Raw genomic sequence first — 16546 nt, forward strand, 5'->3', positions numbered from 1 at the left:
CTTGCTAACCAGTTCGACGGAGATTCTGCTCTAATCGTGCCGTTTCACGCGTAATCGGCGCGTTCAGGGCAGAATCTCCGTCGAATTCGTTCGGGGCGCGGAGCGAGGGCGCACTGCTGTCCGCGCGCCAGGCACGGAACCGGGCTTAGCCGAAGCGGCCGGAGACGTAGTCCTCGGTGGCCTGCTCGCTCGGGTTGGAGAAGATCGTGGTCGTGTCGTCGTACTCGATCAGCTTGCCGGGCTTGCCGGTGCCGGCGATGTTGAAGAATCCGGTGCGGTCGGAGACCCGGGATGCCTGCTGCATGTTGTGAGTGACGATCACAATCGTGTAGTCGGCCTTCATCTCCTCGATCAGGTCCTCGATCGCCAGCGTCGAGATCGGGTCGAGGGCCGAGCACGGCTCGTCCATCAGGATGACGTCGGGGTGCACCGCGATCGCGCGTGCGATGCAGAGGCGCTGTTGTTGGCCTCCGGAGAGGCTCGAGCCGGGCTTGTCGAGGCGATCCTTGACCTCTTTCCAGAGGTTTGCGCCCTGCAGCGACTTCTCGATCAGGTCGTCGGCGTCGGACTTGGCCATCCGGCGGTTGTTGAGCTTCACGCCGGCCAGTACGTTGTCGCCGATCGACATGGTCGGGAACGGGTTCGGGCGCTGGAACACCATGCCCACCTGGCGCCGCACGAGCACCGGGTCGACTCCCTGACCATAGAGGTTGTTGCCGTCGATGAGTACATCGCCCGTGACGTACGCCCCGGGGATGACCTCGTGCATGCGGTTCAGCGTGCGCAGGAACGTGGACTTGCCGCATCCGCTGGGCCCGATCAGGGCCGTCACGGTTCGAGGCTCGATCACCAACGACACGTCTTCGACAGCCAGAAACTTGCTGTAGTAGACGTTGAGGTCGTTGACTTCAATGCGCTTGGACATGCATTCCTTTGGATCAGACGGCCGAGGCCGGGAGGTGGAGCCTAGCGGCCGAGCTTGGGGGAGAAGATCTTGGCGATGACGCGCGCGCCCAGGTTCAATAGCATCACGATCAAGATGAGCGTCAGGGCGCCGGCCCAGGCACGGTCGAGGTAGGACTGGGTGTCTGCGCCCTGGTTGGCGTACTGGGTGTAGACGAACACGGGCAGGGTCATCATGCGCTCGTTGAACAGGTCGTAGTTCATGCTGGCCGTGAACCCGGAGATGATCAGCAGCGGCGCCGTCTCACCGATCACGCGGGAGATCGAGATCATGATCCCGGTCACGATCCCGGCGAGGGATGTCGGCAGCACGACCTTGACGATGGTCAGCCATTTCGGCACACCGAGCGCGTACGCCGCCTCGCGAAGCTCGTTGGGAACAAGCTTGAGCATTTCCTCGCTCGAACGAACGACGACGGGGATCATCAACACTGTGAGGGCGATGGCGCCGCCGAATCCGAAGCGGATGCCGGGGTCGTCGAACAGAAGAGAGAACAGGGCGAACGCGAAGAGTCCCGCGACGATCGACGGGATGCCGGTCATGACGTCGACGAAGAACGTGATCGCCCGAGCCAGCCGGCCTCGGCCGTACTCGGTGAGGTAGATCGCTGCCAGGAGGCCGATCGGCACCGAAATGAGCGTGGCCACACCGGTGATCAGCAGCGTGTCGATGACGGCGTGCAAGGCGCCGCCGCCCTCGCCCACGACGTTGCGCTGGGATTGGGTGAAAAAGCTCGGGGTGAGGAACGCCGGCAGTCCGTTGACCAGGGTGGTTATGACGAGCGAGAAGAGCGGCAGAAGGGCGACCGCGAAGGCCACGGTCACGAGGGCGGTGACCAGGCGGTCCTTGGCCTTGCGCACGCCCTCGACGAAGTACGAGAGCAGGTAGATGGCGACGCAGTAGACGACGGTGCCGAAGAAGAGCGTTCCGACGATGTTGAATCCCTCGGCAGCGCCGGAGAGCATCACCACGAAGAAGAACGCGCCTGTGACCAGCCAGCTGGCCAGGAGCACGGCCAGAGAGGTGTGCCGAGGAAGCTTGCCCGCGGTGAGGGAGTTCGTCAGGGGCGCGGCCGTGTTCGTGGTCGTGGTCGTCAGGCTCATCAGTTCGCTCCGGAGAATGCCTTGCGGCGGTTGATGATGACGCGGGCGATCATGTTCACCACGAGCGTGATGACGAAGAGAATGAGGCCCGTCGCGAGCAGAATATTGACGCCGACGCCGTGCGCCTCCGGAAAGTTGAGGGCGATGTTCGCGGCGATTGTGGTGGGGTTCTGCGAGGTCAGGAGCTGGAAGATGACGTCCCGGCTCGGTGAGAGCACCATGGCGACGGCCATGGTTTCACCCAGGGCCCGGCCGAGGCCGAGCATCGAGGCGGAGATGATCCCGGCACGGCCGAAGGGCAGCACGGCCATGGCGATCATTTCCCAGCGGGTTGCGCCGAGGGCCAGTGATGCCTCCTCGTATAGCACGGGGGTCTGCAGGAAGATCTCCCGGGACAGCGCCGTGATGATCGGCAAGACCATGACAGCCAGCACGATGGCGACCGTGAGCGTCGTGCGCCCGGTGCCGGAAACCGGGCCGGCAAAGAGGGGGATCCAGCCGAACCACTCGACCAGGTTCGTGTAGAACGGCTGCACGAGCGGCGCGAGCACGCCGATGCCCCACAGCCCGAAGACGACGGAGGGCACGGCGGCGAGAAGGTCGATCAGGTAGCCCAGGCCCTGCGCGAGCTTGCGGGGGGCATAGTGCGAGATGAAGAGCGCGATGCCGATGGCGACGGGCACGGCCATGATCAGCGCGAGGAACGCCGCCCAGAGTGTGCCGAACGCGAGCGGCCAGACATACGACCAGAAGTTGGTGGTGTCGCCCTTGAACTCCTCCGGGTCGGCGAGAAAGGCCGGCAGGCTCTGCACGAGCAGAAAGGCCGCGACGGCCGCGAGAATTGCCAGGATGAGGCTGCCGGCCACAATCGTGCTCGTGGCGAAGATGCGGTCGCCGGGGCGTTCCTTGGCCTTGAGCGAGGGTCGCTCTACTGCGGTCGTCATGCCGGGTATCTCCCTGGGAGGGTTGGGGCAAAAGCTAAGAAAGAGAGGTTCAGGTCACAGGCCACGAACCCCAGTCTGCCCGACCCGGTGCTCGCAAGCCATGCGAGTCCCGGATCGGGCAGCTGAGGAACGGCGAAACAGGAGTTATTTGATGGTCTCGAGAACCGCTGCGACCTTGTCCTGGAGTTCGGTCGTCATCGATGCCGCGCCGGCGGATGCTACCGCTTCGGCCTGGCCCTCGGCGCTGGCCATGTAGCCGACGTAGGCTTTGACGAGCTCAGCCTGGGCGGGGTCGGCGTACTCGGTGCAAACGATCGCGTAGCTGACCAGGACCAGCGGGTACTCGGCCGGGTTGTCGGTCATGCGGTTGAGGTCGAACGCGAGGTCGTTGGCTTCGCGGCCCTCGACGAGAGGAGAACCGTCGACGACGGCGGCGGCGGCTTCGGCGCTGTACGCGACGAACTCGTCGCCGACCTTGAGCTTGGCGACCCCGAGGTCTCCGGCGCGCGACGCGTCGGCGTAGCCGATCGTGCCCACGCCGTTGGTGACGGCGTCGACGACGCCCGAGGTGCCCTGCGCACCCTCACCGGTCTGGAACGGGAAGGTGTCGGAAGCCTTCTCGGTCCACACGTCCGGGGCGTTCTGGCCGAGGTAGTCCGCAAAGTTCTTCGTGGTGCCCGAGTCATCCGAGCGGTGCACGGCGGTGATCGCGGTCGACGGGAGCGAGACGCCCTCGTTCAGTGCGACCAGGGCCGGATCGTTCCAGGTGGTGATGGCGCCGGAGAAGATCTTGGCCAGCGTGTCGGCGTCGACGTTGAGGTCGTCGACCCCATCGACGTTGAAGATCACGGCGATGGGGGAGATGTAGACGGGCAGGTCGACCGCGGTGGTGTCCGCTGCGCAAGAACCGAAGGTGCCGGCGAGCTCGTCGTCGCTCAGGTAGGAGTCGGAGCCTGCGAAGTCGGAGCCACCGGCGATGAACGCCTCCCGACCTGCGCCGGAACCGGACGGGTCGTAGTTGATGGTGACGTCCGGGTTCGCGGTCTGGAACGCTGAGATCCAGGCTTCCTGGGCTGAGCCCTGGGAGGACGCGCCACCGGCGTTGATCGTGCCGGTGAGGGCGCTGGCGGAGTCGGAATCCGGTGCAGCGCCCTCGTTCGCGGCGCAGGAAGACAGTGCCAGTGCGGCGACGACGGCGATGACCGCGGGTCGGCCAAAACGCATGAAATTCACAGATATCCCTTTCGAGGGTTGACTTCATAACAAGTGACTGCAGGTTCGAGGCCGGTGCTGGCCTCACCGTGACCATATTCCGCCTGGTTAACGACACCCCTGCGAAAAGGTTAACGGAAGGTGAACGCGGCGGGGCAGGCCGAAAGAAGCAGCGGGGCATTCACCGAATACCGTGGTCAGAGGGCAGGCGAGTGTGTTTCGATCGCGACGATTCCCGCGCTCGGATTGTCGGCGGAGAGGTGCACCACCGAGAACGACCCGGTTTCGAGGGCCGCCGCGTCGGAGATGTACGCACCGTGGGTGGTGCCGGTGGCCAGGGCGATCTCGTGCAGGATCTCGGGGAGAACCGGCCCGTGGCTACAGATCACAGCAGTCTTTCGCGACCGCACCCGCTTGCCGATGCCGGAACGGACATCCGCCAGGCCCTGCTCGAAGGCGTCCTGGCTGTAGCGTTCGGTGCGCTTGATCTGGATGCCGGTGGCCGCCGCGAGCGGGGCCACGGTGGTCACGCAGCGGGTCGCCGTGCTCGACACGATCCGCAGGGGCTGCCAGGCGGTGATCGTGGGCACGATGGCGGCGGCCTGCTTGACGCCGCGCTCGGTCAGCGGCCGGCTGCAGTCGGGGCCGTCCCAGTTGCCGGGCTGCACGGTCTTGCCGTGGCGGAGCGCGATCAGGGCGAAGGTGCGGGTGACACCGGTGTCGACGAGCTTGGCGAATGCATCGATGATCTCCACGTCGGGCGTGTAACTGAGGTAGGTGCGGGCCTTCTTGATGGTGACCCACTCGATCGCCGCGACCTCGCCGTTGGGCACGAAGGTCGAGTGCTGGATGGCCGCGGGCGTGATCTCTGCGGCCCAGTAGTGAACGATCTTCTCGCGGCCGTTGAGCAGCGAGTAGGCGGAGATGCCCAGTGGCACGCCGAGGGCCACGGCCAGGCCGGTCTCCTCCCCGATCTCGCGCACGGCCGTCTGCGGCAGGGTCTCGCCTGGGTCGACCTTCCCTTTGGGAATGGTCACGTCGCCGTACACGGTGCGATGGATCAGGAGAACGTGGATCTTGCCGTCGATCAGGCGCCAGCAGACGGCGCCCGCAGCGTAGATGGCAGGGTCGCTCATCGGCGCCCCGCCGGGCGCTTGCGGAGGGAGATTTGTTGCATGAGCCTGTTCTGCATGTCGTCGAGCGGATGGCCGGAGCCGTCCAGGTGGTGGCGCGTCCATTCGCCCGAACTGTCCAGCCACCACGATGAGGTGCGGTCGTCCATGGCCCGGGTGAAGAGGGCGTCGATTTCGGTCAGGTGGTCAGGGTCGACGAGGCGCACCAGCGCCTCGACCCGGCGGTCGAGGTTGCGGTGCATCATGTCGGCGCTGCCGATGTAGACCTGCGGGTCACCGTTGGTGTGGAACGAGAAGATCCGGGAGTGCTCCAGGTATCGCCCGAGAATCGAGCGCACCTTGATGGTCTCGCTCATCCCGGGGACCCCGGGCTTCAGGCTGCAGATGCCGCGCACCCAGATCTCGATCGGCACGCGCGCCTGGCTGGCCCGATACAGTGCGTCGATGATGGCCTCGTCGACCATGGAGTTCACCTTGATCCGGATGCCCGACGGCTTGCCGGCCTGGGCGGCCGCGGTTTCCGTCGCGATGCTCTTGAGCAGGGCGCGGCGCAGGTGCAGCGGCGCCACCAGCAGGCGCTTGAACTTCTTCTCGATCGCGTAGCCGGAGAGTTCGTTGAACAGACGGGTGAGGTCCTTGCCCACCTGCGGGTCCGCGGTCAGGAGCCCGAGGTCTTCGTAGAGACGGCTGGTCTTGGGGTTGTAGTTGCCGGTGCCGATGTGGCTGTAGTGGCGCAAAACGCCGTCTTCGTTCCGCACCACGAGCGCGAGTTTGCAGTGCGTCTTCAGGCCCACGAGGCCGTAGACCACGTGCACGCCGGCCTTCTCGAGCTTGCGGGCCCAGGTGATGTTGGCCTGTTCGTCGAAGCGGGCCTTGATCTCCACCAGGGCGAGCACCTGCTTGCCCGACTCGGCGGCTGCGATCAGCGCCTCGACGATGGGGCTGTCGCCCGAGGTACGGTACAGGGTCTGCTTGATGGCGAGCACGTCCGGGTCGGCCGCGGCCTGCTCGAGGAACGCTTGCACGCTGGTCGCGAACGACTCGTACGGGTGGTGCAGCAGGATGTCCCGGCGCGAGATGGCGCTGAAGATGTCCGGTTCCGCGTTCGGTTCCGGGGCGAGCAGCTGAACGGCCGTCGTCGGCACGTGCTTCACGTAGCGCAGGTCCGGGCGGTCGATCCGCAGGTCGAACAGGCCGCCCAGGTCGAGCGGGGCCGGCAGGCGGTACACCTCCTGATCGGTGACGTCCAGCTCGCGCACGAGCAGGCCGAGGGTGACCTCGTCCATGTCTTCGGTGATCTCGAGACGGATGGGCGGGCCGAACCGGCGGCGCAGCAGCTCCTTCTCGAGGGCCTTGATCAGATTCTCGGTCTCGTCCTCTTCGATCTCGACGTCTTCGTTGCGGGTGACCCGGAAGACGTGGTGCTCGAGGATGTCCATGCCCGGGAACAGATCTCCGAGATGGTTCGCGATCAGGTCCTCGAGCGTGATGAAGCGGACGCTATCTGCCTTCTCGCGTCGGTCCACGCGAACGAAGCGGGGGAGCATGGTGGGCACCTTGAGCCGGGCGAACTCCTGCTTGCCGGTTTTGGAGTTGCGAACCCGGACCGCGAGGTTCAGCGAGAGCCCGGAGATGTAGGGGAATGGATGCACCGGGTCGACCGCGAGGGGCATCAGCACCGGGAAGATCTGGTTCGAGAAGTAGTCGCGCAGGGAACGGCGGTCGGCATCGTCCAGGGTGTCCCAGTTGACGATGTCGATTCCGGCCTCGGCGAGGGCCGGGCTGACGAGGTCCTGGAAGGCGTGGGCGTGCCGGGCCTGCAGAACGTGGGCCGTAGTGGAGATGTCGGAGAGGGCGTCCTGCGGGGCGCGCCCGATGTTGGTCGGCACGGCCAGCCCGGTGAGGATGCGGCGCTTCAGGCCGGCGACCCGCACCATGAAGAATTCGTCGAGGTTACTGGCGAAGATGGCCAGGAAGTTCGCCCGTTCCAGAGCCGGGAGATCAGGGTCCTCCGCGAGCTCGAGCACCCGCTGGTTGAAGGCCAGCCAGCTCAGTTCCCGGTCGAGGTAGCGCTCGGTGAGGAGCGCCGGATCGTTCACGCCGATCAGGGGATCGAAATCATCGTCAAAGTCGCTGCCCAGGCCCGAGTCGGTCTGAATGTTATCGCCGTCCATTCAACCATCTTGACACTGCGGACCGCGCGAATGCGACGATCTTGGATGAACACTGGTCAATGCGGGCTGCGGCGGTACTGCACATCGATCGTTCGCTCGGTGAACCCGAGCGAACGATATAGGGCCACCGCGGCGGCGCTGTCGGCCTCCACATACAGGTCCGCGGTACGGCACCCGCGTTCGCGGAGGCGGTCGAGCCCGGCCAACATGAGGCGGCGGCCGACGCCGCGACCGGCGGCATCCGGGTGCACGCCGACGACGTAGATCTCGCCCACCGGGGAGCCCGACTCGATCTTCAACCAGTTGTAGCCGACCATCCGACCGGTGCCAGTGCTGGCGTCGCGGGCCACCAGGAAATCACCGGCCGAGAACCACGGTTCGGCACAGCGGGCGGCCAGATCGCTCGCGGTCAGAGCCCCCTGCTCCGGGTGCGCGGCGAACACCAGCGCGTTCAGCGCCACCCATTCCGCGTCGTCCGGCCCGGGCCGGAACGCGTCGATCTGGACGGCGGCACGGATGCCGGTGCGGGCAGGGGCTCCGGGCTCGGCCGGCGCGCTGCCGGCTGTCTCCTTCGACAGGTCCAGCCGCAGCTGCAGCAGGGTGCGCTCGGCCGTGAAAGCGAACCGCTCGGCGAGCGCCCGGGCAGCGGGGTGGTCGCCGTGCGACCAGATCGTCAGCTCCCCGGGCGCGTCGGCCAGGATTTCGGCCAGGGCGGCCGCGCCGTACCCGTGCCGGCGTCGGGCCGGGTCGACGACGAGGTCGAGTTCGCCGGCGCCGAGGATGCCCGCACCCACGACGACGTTCCCGTCCTTCTCCACGACCAGGAACGGGGCGCGGTGCCCCGCGGCCACGTCGAAAAGGGACTGTTCGTTGAACGGCGCGTAGCCGTCGCCCTGGGTAGCGGTGGCGCTGACCCGGTGGAACTCGGCCGCGAAGGCGGCATCCGTCAGATCAGGCGCAAACCGGATGAATGCCACGGGTGCCGTCCTGTTCCTGCACATTGAAGCGGTAGCCCACGTTGCGCACGGTGCCGATCAGGGATTCCTGGTCGCCGAGCTTGGCCCGCAGTCGCCGCACGTGCACGTCCACCGTGCGGGTGCCGCCGAAGTAGTCGTAGCCCCAGACCTCGCTGAGTAGCTGTTCCCGGGTGAAGACCCGCGACGGATGCGCGGTGAGAAAGCGCAGGAGCTCGAATTCCTTGTAGGTGAGGTCCAGCGGCCGGCCGTGCACCTTGGCGGAATAGCTGGCCTCGTCGATGATGACCCCGGCGGCGCGGATGGTGGCGGATTCCTCCGTGCGGGGCACGCGCCCGACGGCGAGGCGGATGCGCGCATCCACCTCGGCCGGCCCGGCCGTCTCGAGGATGACGTCGTCGACGCCCCAGTCCGGGCTCACCGCGGCCAGGCCGCCCTCCGTGATCACGAGCAGCAGCGGAACGGTGTTTCCCGTGGTGCGCAGAATCTGGCAGAGCGACTTGGCCGCCATCAGATTGGAGCGGGCATCGACGAGCATGAGGTCGGCGTCGGGCGCCGTCACGAGCTGGTCCGGCTGGGCGGGGATGGTGCGCGTGCCGTGTGACAGCAGGGCGAGGGCGGGAAGAACGTCACTGTTGACCGCCGAGGTCAGGATCAACAACTGGGCCACACTCACCCTCCAAGGATTGTGCGCCCCATCCTAGCGTGCCGCGGAAAGGGTCCCGGGCAGGGCAGAATGAGAGGGTGAGCTGGCAGTGGAAGAGCGTCGTCGTGGTGTGGTTGTTCGCGTTCGCGTGCGCCGTGCTGGCCGGATGGCTGTCCCTGCCCGGCCAGCATCTGATCTGGATGAGCCTCTCCTTCGCCGGCTGCACGATCGGAACCCTGAGCGTACAGCTCGCGACCGGACGCAAGGAAGGTTACGTGGACCGGGTGACGACCAGCCTCGTCGGTGCCGTGGCCGTGCTCGCCGCCGCCACCGGAATCTTCGCTCTCGCCGGGCTCCTCTGACTCTGATCTGAGTCAGCCCGTGCTCGTGTGGTTCTGCTGAGGCGTGCCGAGGGGTTATCGCGCGCGAGCGGGCTAGAGTAAGACGTATGTCTATCCTCGCTATCGAAATCTTCTTCCTGGGGCTGCTCGCGCTGGCGAGCCTGTCGATCGCCTGGGTGTCCGGCTTGGTTCTGTTCAAGCTGTACCGGGGGCAGCGGTAGCCCTCGATGTTTGAGCTGCCCCCTCAGCTCCCCTCCGAACTGGTGCCGCTGTCGTGGCTCCTCGGGGTGTGGGAAGGTTCGGGAATCATCGACTATCAGATCGGCGAAGAGTCCGTCAGCCGGGAGTTCGGTCACCGGTTGAGCTTCAGCCACGACGGCCTGCCGCACCTGAATTACAGCTCCTACACCTGGCTCGAGCCGACGCCCGACTCCGACGGCGGTGAGTCGACGCCGCTGATGACGGAAACCGGGTACTGGCGGCTGAGCCGTGCCCAAGGGCTCGGCGATCCCGGTCCGGGTCTGCTGCCGGCCGTGGGTGAGCATCCGTTCGTCACCGCTGCGGCGGTCGAAACCCTCCGCAACGCCGACAACGGCTTCGATATCGACGTGACCATCGTGCACCCCGGCGGAGTCGCGGAAATCTACCTCGGCCAGGTCAAGGGTCCGCGCATCGACCTGGCGACGGATGCCGTGATGCGCACCCAGGGTGCCAAACCCTACTCGGCGGCGACGAGGCTCTATGGTCTGGTCGACGGCCATCTGCTCTGGGCCTGGGACATGGCCGCCTTAGGTCAGAGCCTGCGCACCCACGCGTCCGGCCGCCTCAAGCGCGTCGAATAAACCGGGCATCCCTGCGCGTCACATCCAGGCGCCCCGGCGCCGAACCGTCCGTTGGAAAGAGTTCCCATGACCGATGCACCCGTGTCCCCTCTCCCGTCCTCGCCGCTCAGATCCCCGCTGCTCGAACTCGACGGCGCGGTGCAGGCCGAGGGCATCGACGCCGGCGTGGCCGCGCACTACGGCGGACCTCTCACGGAGCAGCGCCGGCTCCTCGCCGGCGGAGCCGTCGTCGACCTGTCCCACCACGGCGTGCTGAGCGTCGCCGGACCGGACCGGTTGACCTGGCTCAACTCCATCTCCAGCCAGGAGCTGCGCCGCCTGGCGCCGGGGGAATCCACCGAGACGCTCCTGCTCGACCCGAACGGCCACGTCGAATACGCCATGGCGGTCATCGACGACGGGGTGGAGACCTGGCTGCTGGTCGAGGCAGCCCAACTTCCTGGGTTGCACGCGTGGCTCGACACGATGCGCTTCACACTGCGGGTGCAGGTCGTCGACCACACTCTCGCCTACGCCGTGATCGGGTCGATGGGTGACCCGTCGGTGTTGCCGCTCACACCGGCCGCGCCGAGCGGAGTGCCTCTGGTGTGGCACGACCCCTGGACCCAGGTCTCCGCGGGCGGATACCAGTACGCGCCTGGACCGGCGCACCCGGCCGCCGCGTGGCACTGGACCGAGACCCTCGTCCCCCGCGCGTCCCTGCCGGCTCTGCGCGACGCCGTGCGGAACGGAGGGGTCGCCGCGGCCGGCCTTCTCGCCGTCGAGGCCCTCAGGATCGCGGCGTGGCGCCCGCGCCGGGCCACAGAGGTCGACGAGAAGAGCCTGCCGCACGAACTCGACTGGCTGCGCAGCGCCGTTCACCTGAACAAGGGCTGCTACCGCGGCCAGGAGACCGTGGCCAAGGTACACAACCTCGGGCATCCGCCCCGCCGCCTGGTGCTGCTGCACCTGGACGGCTCCGACGCGGTGCTCCCCGTGCACGGGGACGAAGTGCAGGCCGTGAAGCAGCTGGCCGACGGAACCACCGAGCACCGCGGGATCGGCCGGATCACCTCCAGCGCCATCCATTACGAGCTGGGCCCGATCGCGCTCGCCACGGTGAAGCGCACCGTTCCCGCCACGGTCACCCTGTACGTGGCCTCCCAGGACATCCTCGTCGCGGCCGCGCAGGAGGTCATCGTGCCTCAGTCGGCGGGCTCGGTGGCCGATATCCCGCGCCTGCCCCGGCTCGGCATCCGCACGCCCGGCCACTGACGCCGGTCACTGACCCCGGCCACTGACCCGGGCCGCCGACCCAGCCCCGGCGCGCTCGCCACGTCGGTAGAGTTGGACTCATGTCAGATGCATACAATCTCATCCTTCTCCGTCACGGCCAAAGCCTATGGAACCAGGAAAACCTTTTCACCGGCTGGGTGGATGTCAGGCTGAGCGAGCAGGGCGCGGGCGAAGCCAAGCGCGCCGGCGAGCTTCTCGCCGAGTCGGGCCTGCTGCCCGACATCCTGCACACCTCATTACTTACCCGCGCCATCCAGACCGCGAATATCGCTCTGGAAGAAGCCGACCGGCTGTGGATCGACGTCAAGCGCTCCTGGCGGCTCAACGAGCGCCACTACGGCGCCCTGCAGGGCCTCGACAAGGCGGAGACCCTCGACAAGTTCGGGCCCGAGCAGTTCCAGCTGTGGCGCCGCTCCTTCGACGTTCCGCCGCCCGTGCTGGCCGACGATTCCCGCTGGTCTCAGGCGCACGACCCGCGTTACGCGGCGCTCGGCGACGACCTGCCCCGCACCGAGTGCCTCAGCGACGTCGTCGACCGGATGCTGCCCTACTGGGAATCCGACATCACCCCCGACCTGCGTGCGGGCAAGACGGTTCTCGTCACCGCCCATGGCAACTCGCTGCGCGCGCTGGTCAAGCACCTCGATGGCATCAGCGACGCGGACATCGCCGAGCTGAACATCCCCACCGGCATCCCGCTGGTCTACCGCCTCGGCGCGGACATGATGCCGCTCGGCCCCGGCCGTTACCTTGACCCCGAGGCTGCCGCCGCCGGTGCTGCCGCCGTCGCGGCCCAGGGAAACAAGAAGTAGCGTCCAACCCACCAGGAACGAGAAAGCCCCGGAAGCAACTGCTTCCGGGGCTTTCTCGTTCCTGGTGACGCCGGAGCGCCTGGACTCTAGGCGTTCGTGTTCTGCTGCCAGGCGCCGGTGCCGAGGTACTGCACCTTCTTCGCAATCGAGACCGCGTGGTCGGCGAAGCGCTCATGGTAGCGGCTGGCGAGGGTGGAGTCGACCGTGTCGGCCGCCTGGCCCTTCCAGGTCGCCCCGAGCACGGCGTCGAACACGCTGAGGTGCAGCGCGTCGACCTTGTCGTCTTCGTTGCGGATGGTTTCGGCCAGCTTCATGTCCTCATTGGTCAGAAGCGCGGTGAGCATGTGCGCGATTGCCGTGACGAGCGTGCCCATCTCGGCGAAGGTGGCGCGCAGGCTTTTCGGCACGACCTTGTCGGGGAACCGGTAACGGGCCAGCTGGGCGATGTGCGTGGACAGATCGCCCATCCGTTCGAGCGACGCGCTGATGCGCAGGGCGCTGACGACGATGCGCAGGTCGCGTGCGACCGGCTGCTGGCGGGCTAGGATCGTAATGGCCAGCTCATCGAGTTCGATGGTCAGCTCGTCGATCTTCTCGTCTTCGGAAATCGCTTCTTCCGCCAGACCGACATCGGACTCGTTGAAGGCGCGCGTCGCCTTGTCGATGGAGATCGCCACGAGTCGGGAGATCTCGACAAGGCGATCCTGCACTTCGGCGAGTTCCTGCTGGAATACTTCACGCATGGTGTGTGGTCCTTCCTGGGCGCGCGTAACACGCAGACGCGTGAGACCCACCTGGCCCCACCGAATCATGGGGGAGGGAGGTTAACGGCAGGTGCCGTGGTCTTGAACTCTACCTAAAGTAGCCTGCGCGCCGGGACGGCCCTGTCACCACCCGGAATAAACGTCAGTATTCTGGATGAATGGAATCGACAGGGCTTGTGCTTCTGGCGCTGGCCCTCGGCCTGACTGTCGGGGCCGGTTTCATGACGCTGCTGCACGTGGCCGAGCGTCACGGTCGGCGCGCCGCCGAGGTCGTCAACCCGGCCGTCCCCGACGGAATCGACCAGGTGCTCGACGCGCTGGAGACGGCCGGTGCCGTCGTCGACCCGTCCAACAACGTGATCAAGGCATCCCAGGCCGCGGTGTCGATGGGACTGGTCTGGAACCGGCAGTTGGTGCACTCCGAGCTCCTGAACCTGATCAGCCAGGTGCGCCGTTCCGGCGAGCCGATCTCGGACCATCTGGTCCTCTCCCGCGGGCCCTTCGGTGATGCCAGCATGCGGGTGCGGGTGCGGTTGGCCCGGCTGGGAACACGGTACGTTCTGGTGCTGGCGGAGGACCGCACCGAGGCCTTCCGGCTCGACGAGGTGCGCCGGGACTTCGTCGCCAATATCAGCCATGAGTTGAAGACGCCCATCGCCGCCGTGGGGCTGCTGGCGGAGGCGCTCACCCAGGCGGCGGACGAGCCGGTGCAGGTGCGCCGCTTCGCGAACCGCCTCACCACTGAGTCCGGTCGCCTCAGCCGCCTGACCCAGGAGATCATCGAATTGTCGCGCCTACAGGCGCAGGATTCCCTGACCGAGCCCGAGATCGTCAACGTCGACGTCATCGTGGCCACGGCGGTGGACCAGAGCCGGGTGACCGCGGAGGCGGACCGGATCACGATCGCCCTCGGCAAGAAATCGGGGGCTGAGGTGAGCGGCGACGAGCGGCTCCTCGTGATGGCCGTGCACAATCTCGTGGCCAATGCCGTGAACTACTCAGCAGAGGGTTCCCGCGTCGGGGTCGGGGTGCGCAAGAACGCCGGAGTCGTCGAGATCAGCGTCACCGACCAGGGCGTGGGCATCGAGGAAGCCGATCTTGATCGGATCTTCGAACGCTTCTTCCGGGTCGACCAGGCCCGCTCGCGGCACACCGGCGGTACGGGGCTCGGCCTCGCGATCGTCAAGCACATCGTTCAGATCCACGGCGGCGACATCCGCGTCTGGTCGCAGCCGGGCAGCGGTTCGACCTTCACCATCCGCCTCCCGGAGGCGCCGCACCCCGCTTCGGCGGCGATAGGAGACACCCCATGACCCACATCCTTCTAGTCGAAGACGAGAGCGCGCTCAGTGAGCCGCTGAGCTTCCTGCTCGAGCGGGAGGGGTACGAGGTCACCGTCGCCGAAGACGGTCCGAGCGCCATCAGCGAGTTCGACCGCACCGGTGCAGACCTGATTCTGCTCGACCTCATGCTCCCCGGCATCCCAGGCACGGAGGTGTGTCGGGAGATCCGCACGCGGTCGTCAGTGCCGATCATCATGCTGACCGCCAAGGACTCCGAGGTGGACATCGTGGTCGGGCTCGAGCTCGGCGCCGACGACTACGTCACCAAGCCGTATTCGACCCGGGAACTGCTCGCCCGCATCCGTGCCGTTTCCCGGCGCCACACCGACGAGGTCGGGGAGGACCTGAGCCTGCTGTCGGCGGGCACAGTGCGGATGGACACCGAGCGGCACACCGTGACAGTGACCGGCGAGATCGTGAACCTGCCGCTGAAAGAATTCGAGCTGCTGGAGTTCCTGCTCCGCAATGCCGGCCGGGTGCTCACTCGAGGTCAGCTGATCGACCGGGTCTGGGGCAGCGACTACTTCGGGGATACCAAGACCCTGGACGTGCACATCAAGCGGATCCGGTCGCGGATCGAAGCCGCCCCCTCGGATCCGACCATGCTGGTCACCGTGCGCGGCCTGGGCTACCGCTTCGACGCCTGAGGCCGGGGGCGACGGAGGGCGCCCGCGCGGGAATGCGTGCCGCGATCCGGAGCGGCCGGTCGCCCTCGCCCTACGGGGCGGAGGTCGGCAGCAGCGTCGAGTACTCCTCGAGCGAGCCGTCGAGCACCGGGACGAGAACTTCGACGCCGGTCTCGTTGCCGTACTGGAAGAAGACGGGGAACAGCGATCCCGGCGCGACGTCGGCCGCGACGGTGACGGTCGGGGCATCCGGTGTGCCGAACGTGACGCTGGAGTTCGCGTCCACGTTCACCTCCTGGGTGAACTTCTCGGTGCCGTCGTCGTACTGCACGTTCAGGCTGTGTGCCGAATCGCCCGAGTTGACGACGGTGACCACGAGGTTGGCGATGTTGCCGTCGTCCGACAGAAGCATGGCGTTGCGGATGGCGAGGTCGCCGACATTGCCGCTGACTCCGTCGCTCGCGTCGTATTTCGCGGTCGTCGACTGCGGTGCCAGGAGATTGCAACCGCTGGTCCCCAGAAGGATGCCGGTCGCCACAACGACGGACACGATGATACGAGCTTTCACAACGCCTCCAACAGATCACCGTTCCGCCTGACGGCCAAACGCTGCAAATTTAGCTTTCCCCTTCAGCCTACCGGCTCCCGTCGGGCTGAGCCGCGCGCGCCCGGGCGCGGCGCACCTTACCACTGGCGGCTGTGGTATCCTCGACGTTGCTGAAGGGATACACATATGCTGTTTGAGGTTGGCGAAACTGTCGTTTATCCCCACCATGGTGCTGCGACGATCACCGAGGTGAAGACGCGCATGGTCAAGGGTGAAGAGAAACTGTACCTGAAGCTGAATGTCACCCAGGGCGATCTGACCATTGAGGTTCCCGCCGAGAACGTCGACCTGGTCGGCGTTCGCGACGTGATCGGCCAAGAGGGTCTCGACAAGGTGTTCGAGGTACTGCGCGCTCCCTTCACCGAAGAGCCCACCAACTGGTCCCGCCGGTACAAGGCCAACCTGGAAAAGCTCGCATCCGGCGACGTCATCAAGGTGTCGGAGGTCGTTCGTGACCTGTGGCGCCGCGACCAGGACCGGGGCCTGTCCGCCGGCGAGAAGCGGATGCTGGCCAAGGCCCGTCAGATACTTATTTCAGAGCTGGCCCTGGCGGAGAAGACCGACGAAGAGAAGGCCTCCACGGTCCTCGACGAGGTCTTGGCGTCCTAACCGGCATAGCCGGAACCGGCAGAATCAGAACCCACGTAACCAGACTTGCTTTCGATGGAGGGCGGCGCCGCGAGGTGCCGCCTTTCGCATTTCGTGCTTCCGACGCCCGCACCGACGCGGTCTTTTGCCGCAGTACCTCCCGCACCACTTCGTACTCACCGTCTCGCGTCCATTCGT

At 66.6% G+C, this 16546-nt stretch carries 17 protein-coding genes; 7 read left to right on the top strand and 10 right to left on the bottom strand.

Annotation, left to right across the window (positions count from 1 at the left end; genetic code table 11):
• Positions 1-145: 145 nt before the first annotated feature.
• From pstB to E3N94_RS02465, 8 genes are all read right to left on the bottom strand, one after another.
• Positions 146-925, bottom strand: coding sequence for a phosphate ABC transporter ATP-binding protein PstB (pstB, locus tag E3N94_RS02430; protein ID WP_104100159.1), 780 nt, complete (start codon positions 923-925; stop codon positions 146-148).
• A gap of 41 nt (positions 926-966) precedes the next feature.
• Positions 967-2067, bottom strand: a complete 1101-nt coding sequence (gene pstA / locus E3N94_RS02435; RefSeq protein WP_134569708.1) for a phosphate ABC transporter permease PstA — start codon at positions 2065-2067, stop codon at positions 967-969.
• Positions 2067-3011 carry a phosphate ABC transporter permease subunit PstC gene (gene pstC / locus E3N94_RS02440; RefSeq protein ID WP_104100157.1) on the bottom strand — a complete coding sequence of 315 codons (945 nt, stop codon included), beginning with the start codon at positions 3009-3011 and terminating at the stop codon, positions 2067-2069. Before pstC ends, pstA begins: the two co-directional genes overlap by 1 nt.
• A 144-nt stretch (positions 3012-3155) precedes the next feature.
• Positions 3156-4235, bottom strand: coding sequence for a phosphate ABC transporter substrate-binding protein PstS (pstS, locus tag E3N94_RS02445; protein WP_134569709.1), 1080 nt, complete (start codon positions 4233-4235; stop codon positions 3156-3158).
• A gap of 185 nt (positions 4236-4420) precedes the next feature.
• Positions 4421-5359 carry an NUDIX hydrolase gene (locus tag E3N94_RS02450; protein WP_104100156.1) on the bottom strand — a complete coding sequence of 313 codons (939 nt, stop codon included), beginning with the start codon at positions 5357-5359 and terminating at the stop codon, positions 4421-4423.
• The gene (locus E3N94_RS02455) at positions 5356-7530 is read right to left on the bottom strand and encodes an RNA degradosome polyphosphate kinase (protein WP_104100155.1); all 2175 of its coding nucleotides are present in this window, start codon (positions 7528-7530) and stop codon (positions 5356-5358) included. The genes E3N94_RS02450 and E3N94_RS02455 overlap by 4 nt, the downstream gene beginning before the upstream one ends.
• Positions 7531-7586: 56 nt before the next feature.
• On the bottom strand, positions 7587-8507 hold the full coding sequence (mshD, locus tag E3N94_RS02460; RefSeq protein ID WP_241987040.1) for a mycothiol synthase: 921 nt from the start codon (positions 8505-8507) through the stop codon (positions 7587-7589).
• Positions 8482-9174: a response regulator transcription factor gene (locus E3N94_RS02465; protein WP_104100153.1), complete on the bottom strand. Its 693-nt coding sequence runs from the start codon at positions 9172-9174 to the stop codon at positions 8482-8484. Before E3N94_RS02465 ends, mshD begins: the two co-directional genes overlap by 26 nt.
• 74 nt (positions 9175-9248) lie before the next feature.
• On the opposite strand from E3N94_RS02465, the gene E3N94_RS02470 reads away from it, so the two are divergent.
• The 4 genes from E3N94_RS02470 to E3N94_RS02485 all read left to right on the top strand — a co-directional run bounded on the left by E3N94_RS02470 (position 9249) and on the right by E3N94_RS02485 (position 12420).
• Positions 9249-9512, top strand: coding sequence for a hypothetical protein (locus E3N94_RS02470; protein ID WP_104100152.1), 264 nt, complete (start codon positions 9249-9251; stop codon positions 9510-9512).
• Between the two features lie 206 nt (positions 9513-9718).
• Complete coding sequence (locus tag E3N94_RS02475; protein WP_104100151.1) at positions 9719-10333, top strand: FABP family protein; 615 nt, start codon at positions 9719-9721, stop codon at positions 10331-10333.
• 66 nt (positions 10334-10399) lie between these two features.
• Complete coding sequence (locus tag E3N94_RS02480; protein ID WP_104100150.1) at positions 10400-11587, top strand: folate-binding protein YgfZ; 1188 nt, start codon at positions 10400-10402, stop codon at positions 11585-11587.
• Positions 11588-11667: 80 nt separating this feature from the next.
• On the top strand, positions 11668-12420 hold the full coding sequence (locus E3N94_RS02485) for a phosphoglyceromutase (RefSeq protein WP_134569711.1): 753 nt from the start codon (positions 11668-11670) through the stop codon (positions 12418-12420).
• Between the two features lie 86 nt (positions 12421-12506).
• Here the strand turns inward: E3N94_RS02485 and phoU are convergent, their stop codons facing one another.
• Positions 12507-13163 (bottom strand): phosphate signaling complex protein PhoU, encoded by a 657-nt coding sequence (gene phoU, locus E3N94_RS02490; protein WP_104100148.1) that lies wholly within the window; start codon positions 13161-13163, stop codon positions 12507-12509.
• A 179-nt stretch (positions 13164-13342) separates the two neighbouring features.
• Here phoU and E3N94_RS02495 point away from each other — a divergent pair, with 179 nt between their 5' ends.
• Both E3N94_RS02495 and E3N94_RS02500 read left to right on the top strand, forming a co-directional pair.
• On the top strand, positions 13343-14497 hold the full coding sequence (locus E3N94_RS02495) for an ATP-binding protein (protein WP_104100147.1): 1155 nt from the start codon (positions 13343-13345) through the stop codon (positions 14495-14497).
• Positions 14494-15174, top strand: a complete 681-nt coding sequence (locus E3N94_RS02500) for a response regulator transcription factor (RefSeq protein WP_134569712.1) — start codon at positions 14494-14496, stop codon at positions 15172-15174. The genes E3N94_RS02495 and E3N94_RS02500 overlap by 4 nt, the downstream gene beginning before the upstream one ends.
• Before the next feature lie 70 nt (positions 15175-15244).
• Here the strand turns inward: E3N94_RS02500 and E3N94_RS02505 are convergent, their stop codons facing one another.
• Positions 15245-15721, bottom strand: a complete 477-nt coding sequence (locus tag E3N94_RS02505) for a hypothetical protein (RefSeq protein ID WP_134342232.1) — start codon at positions 15719-15721, stop codon at positions 15245-15247.
• 165 nt (positions 15722-15886) lie between these two features.
• On the opposite strand from E3N94_RS02505, the gene E3N94_RS02510 reads away from it, so the two are divergent.
• On the top strand, positions 15887-16369 hold the full coding sequence (locus tag E3N94_RS02510) for a CarD family transcriptional regulator (RefSeq protein WP_104100144.1): 483 nt from the start codon (positions 15887-15889) through the stop codon (positions 16367-16369).
• Positions 16370-16546 lie beyond the last annotated feature (177 nt).

Source organism: Cryobacterium sp. Sr3 (assembly GCF_004402835.1).
Taxonomy (GTDB): Bacteria; Actinomycetota; Actinomycetes; order Actinomycetales; family Microbacteriaceae; genus Cryobacterium; species Cryobacterium sandaracinum.

Excerpts from the sequence above, each read along its gene's own strand:
- E3N94_RS02480 (WP_104100150.1), top strand. The coding sequence starts at position 10,400 with ATGACCGATGCACCCGTGTCCCCTCTCCCGTCCTCGCCGCTCAGATCC.
- E3N94_RS02510 (WP_104100144.1), top strand. The coding sequence starts at position 15,887 with ATGCTGTTTGAGGTTGGCGAAACTGTCGTTTATCCCCACCATGGTGCT.
- pstA (WP_134569708.1), bottom strand. The coding sequence starts at position 2,067 with ATGAGCCTGACGACCACGACCACGAACACGGCCGCGCCCCTGACGAAC.
- E3N94_RS02485 (WP_134569711.1), top strand. The coding sequence starts at position 11,668 with ATGTCAGATGCATACAATCTCATCCTTCTCCGTCACGGCCAAAGCCTA.
- E3N94_RS02475 (WP_104100151.1), top strand. The coding sequence starts at position 9,719 with ATGTTTGAGCTGCCCCCTCAGCTCCCCTCCGAACTGGTGCCGCTGTCG.
- pstS (WP_134569709.1), bottom strand. The coding sequence starts at position 4,235 with ATGCGTTTTGGCCGACCCGCGGTCATCGCCGTCGTCGCCGCACTGGCA.
- E3N94_RS02500 (WP_134569712.1), top strand. The coding sequence starts at position 14,494 with ATGACCCACATCCTTCTAGTCGAAGACGAGAGCGCGCTCAGTGAGCCG.
- E3N94_RS02495 (WP_104100147.1), top strand. The coding sequence starts at position 13,343 with ATGGAATCGACAGGGCTTGTGCTTCTGGCGCTGGCCCTCGGCCTGACT.
- pstC (WP_104100157.1), bottom strand. The coding sequence starts at position 3,011 with ATGACGACCGCAGTAGAGCGACCCTCGCTCAAGGCCAAGGAACGCCCC.
- pstB (WP_104100159.1), bottom strand. The coding sequence starts at position 925 with ATGTCCAAGCGCATTGAAGTCAACGACCTCAACGTCTACTACAGCAAG.
- E3N94_RS02455 (WP_104100155.1), bottom strand. The coding sequence starts at position 7,530 with ATGGACGGCGATAACATTCAGACCGACTCGGGCCTGGGCAGCGACTTT.
- E3N94_RS02450 (WP_104100156.1), bottom strand. The coding sequence starts at position 5,359 with ATGAGCGACCCTGCCATCTACGCTGCGGGCGCCGTCTGCTGGCGCCTG.
- phoU (WP_104100148.1), bottom strand. The coding sequence starts at position 13,163 with ATGCGTGAAGTATTCCAGCAGGAACTCGCCGAAGTGCAGGATCGCCTT.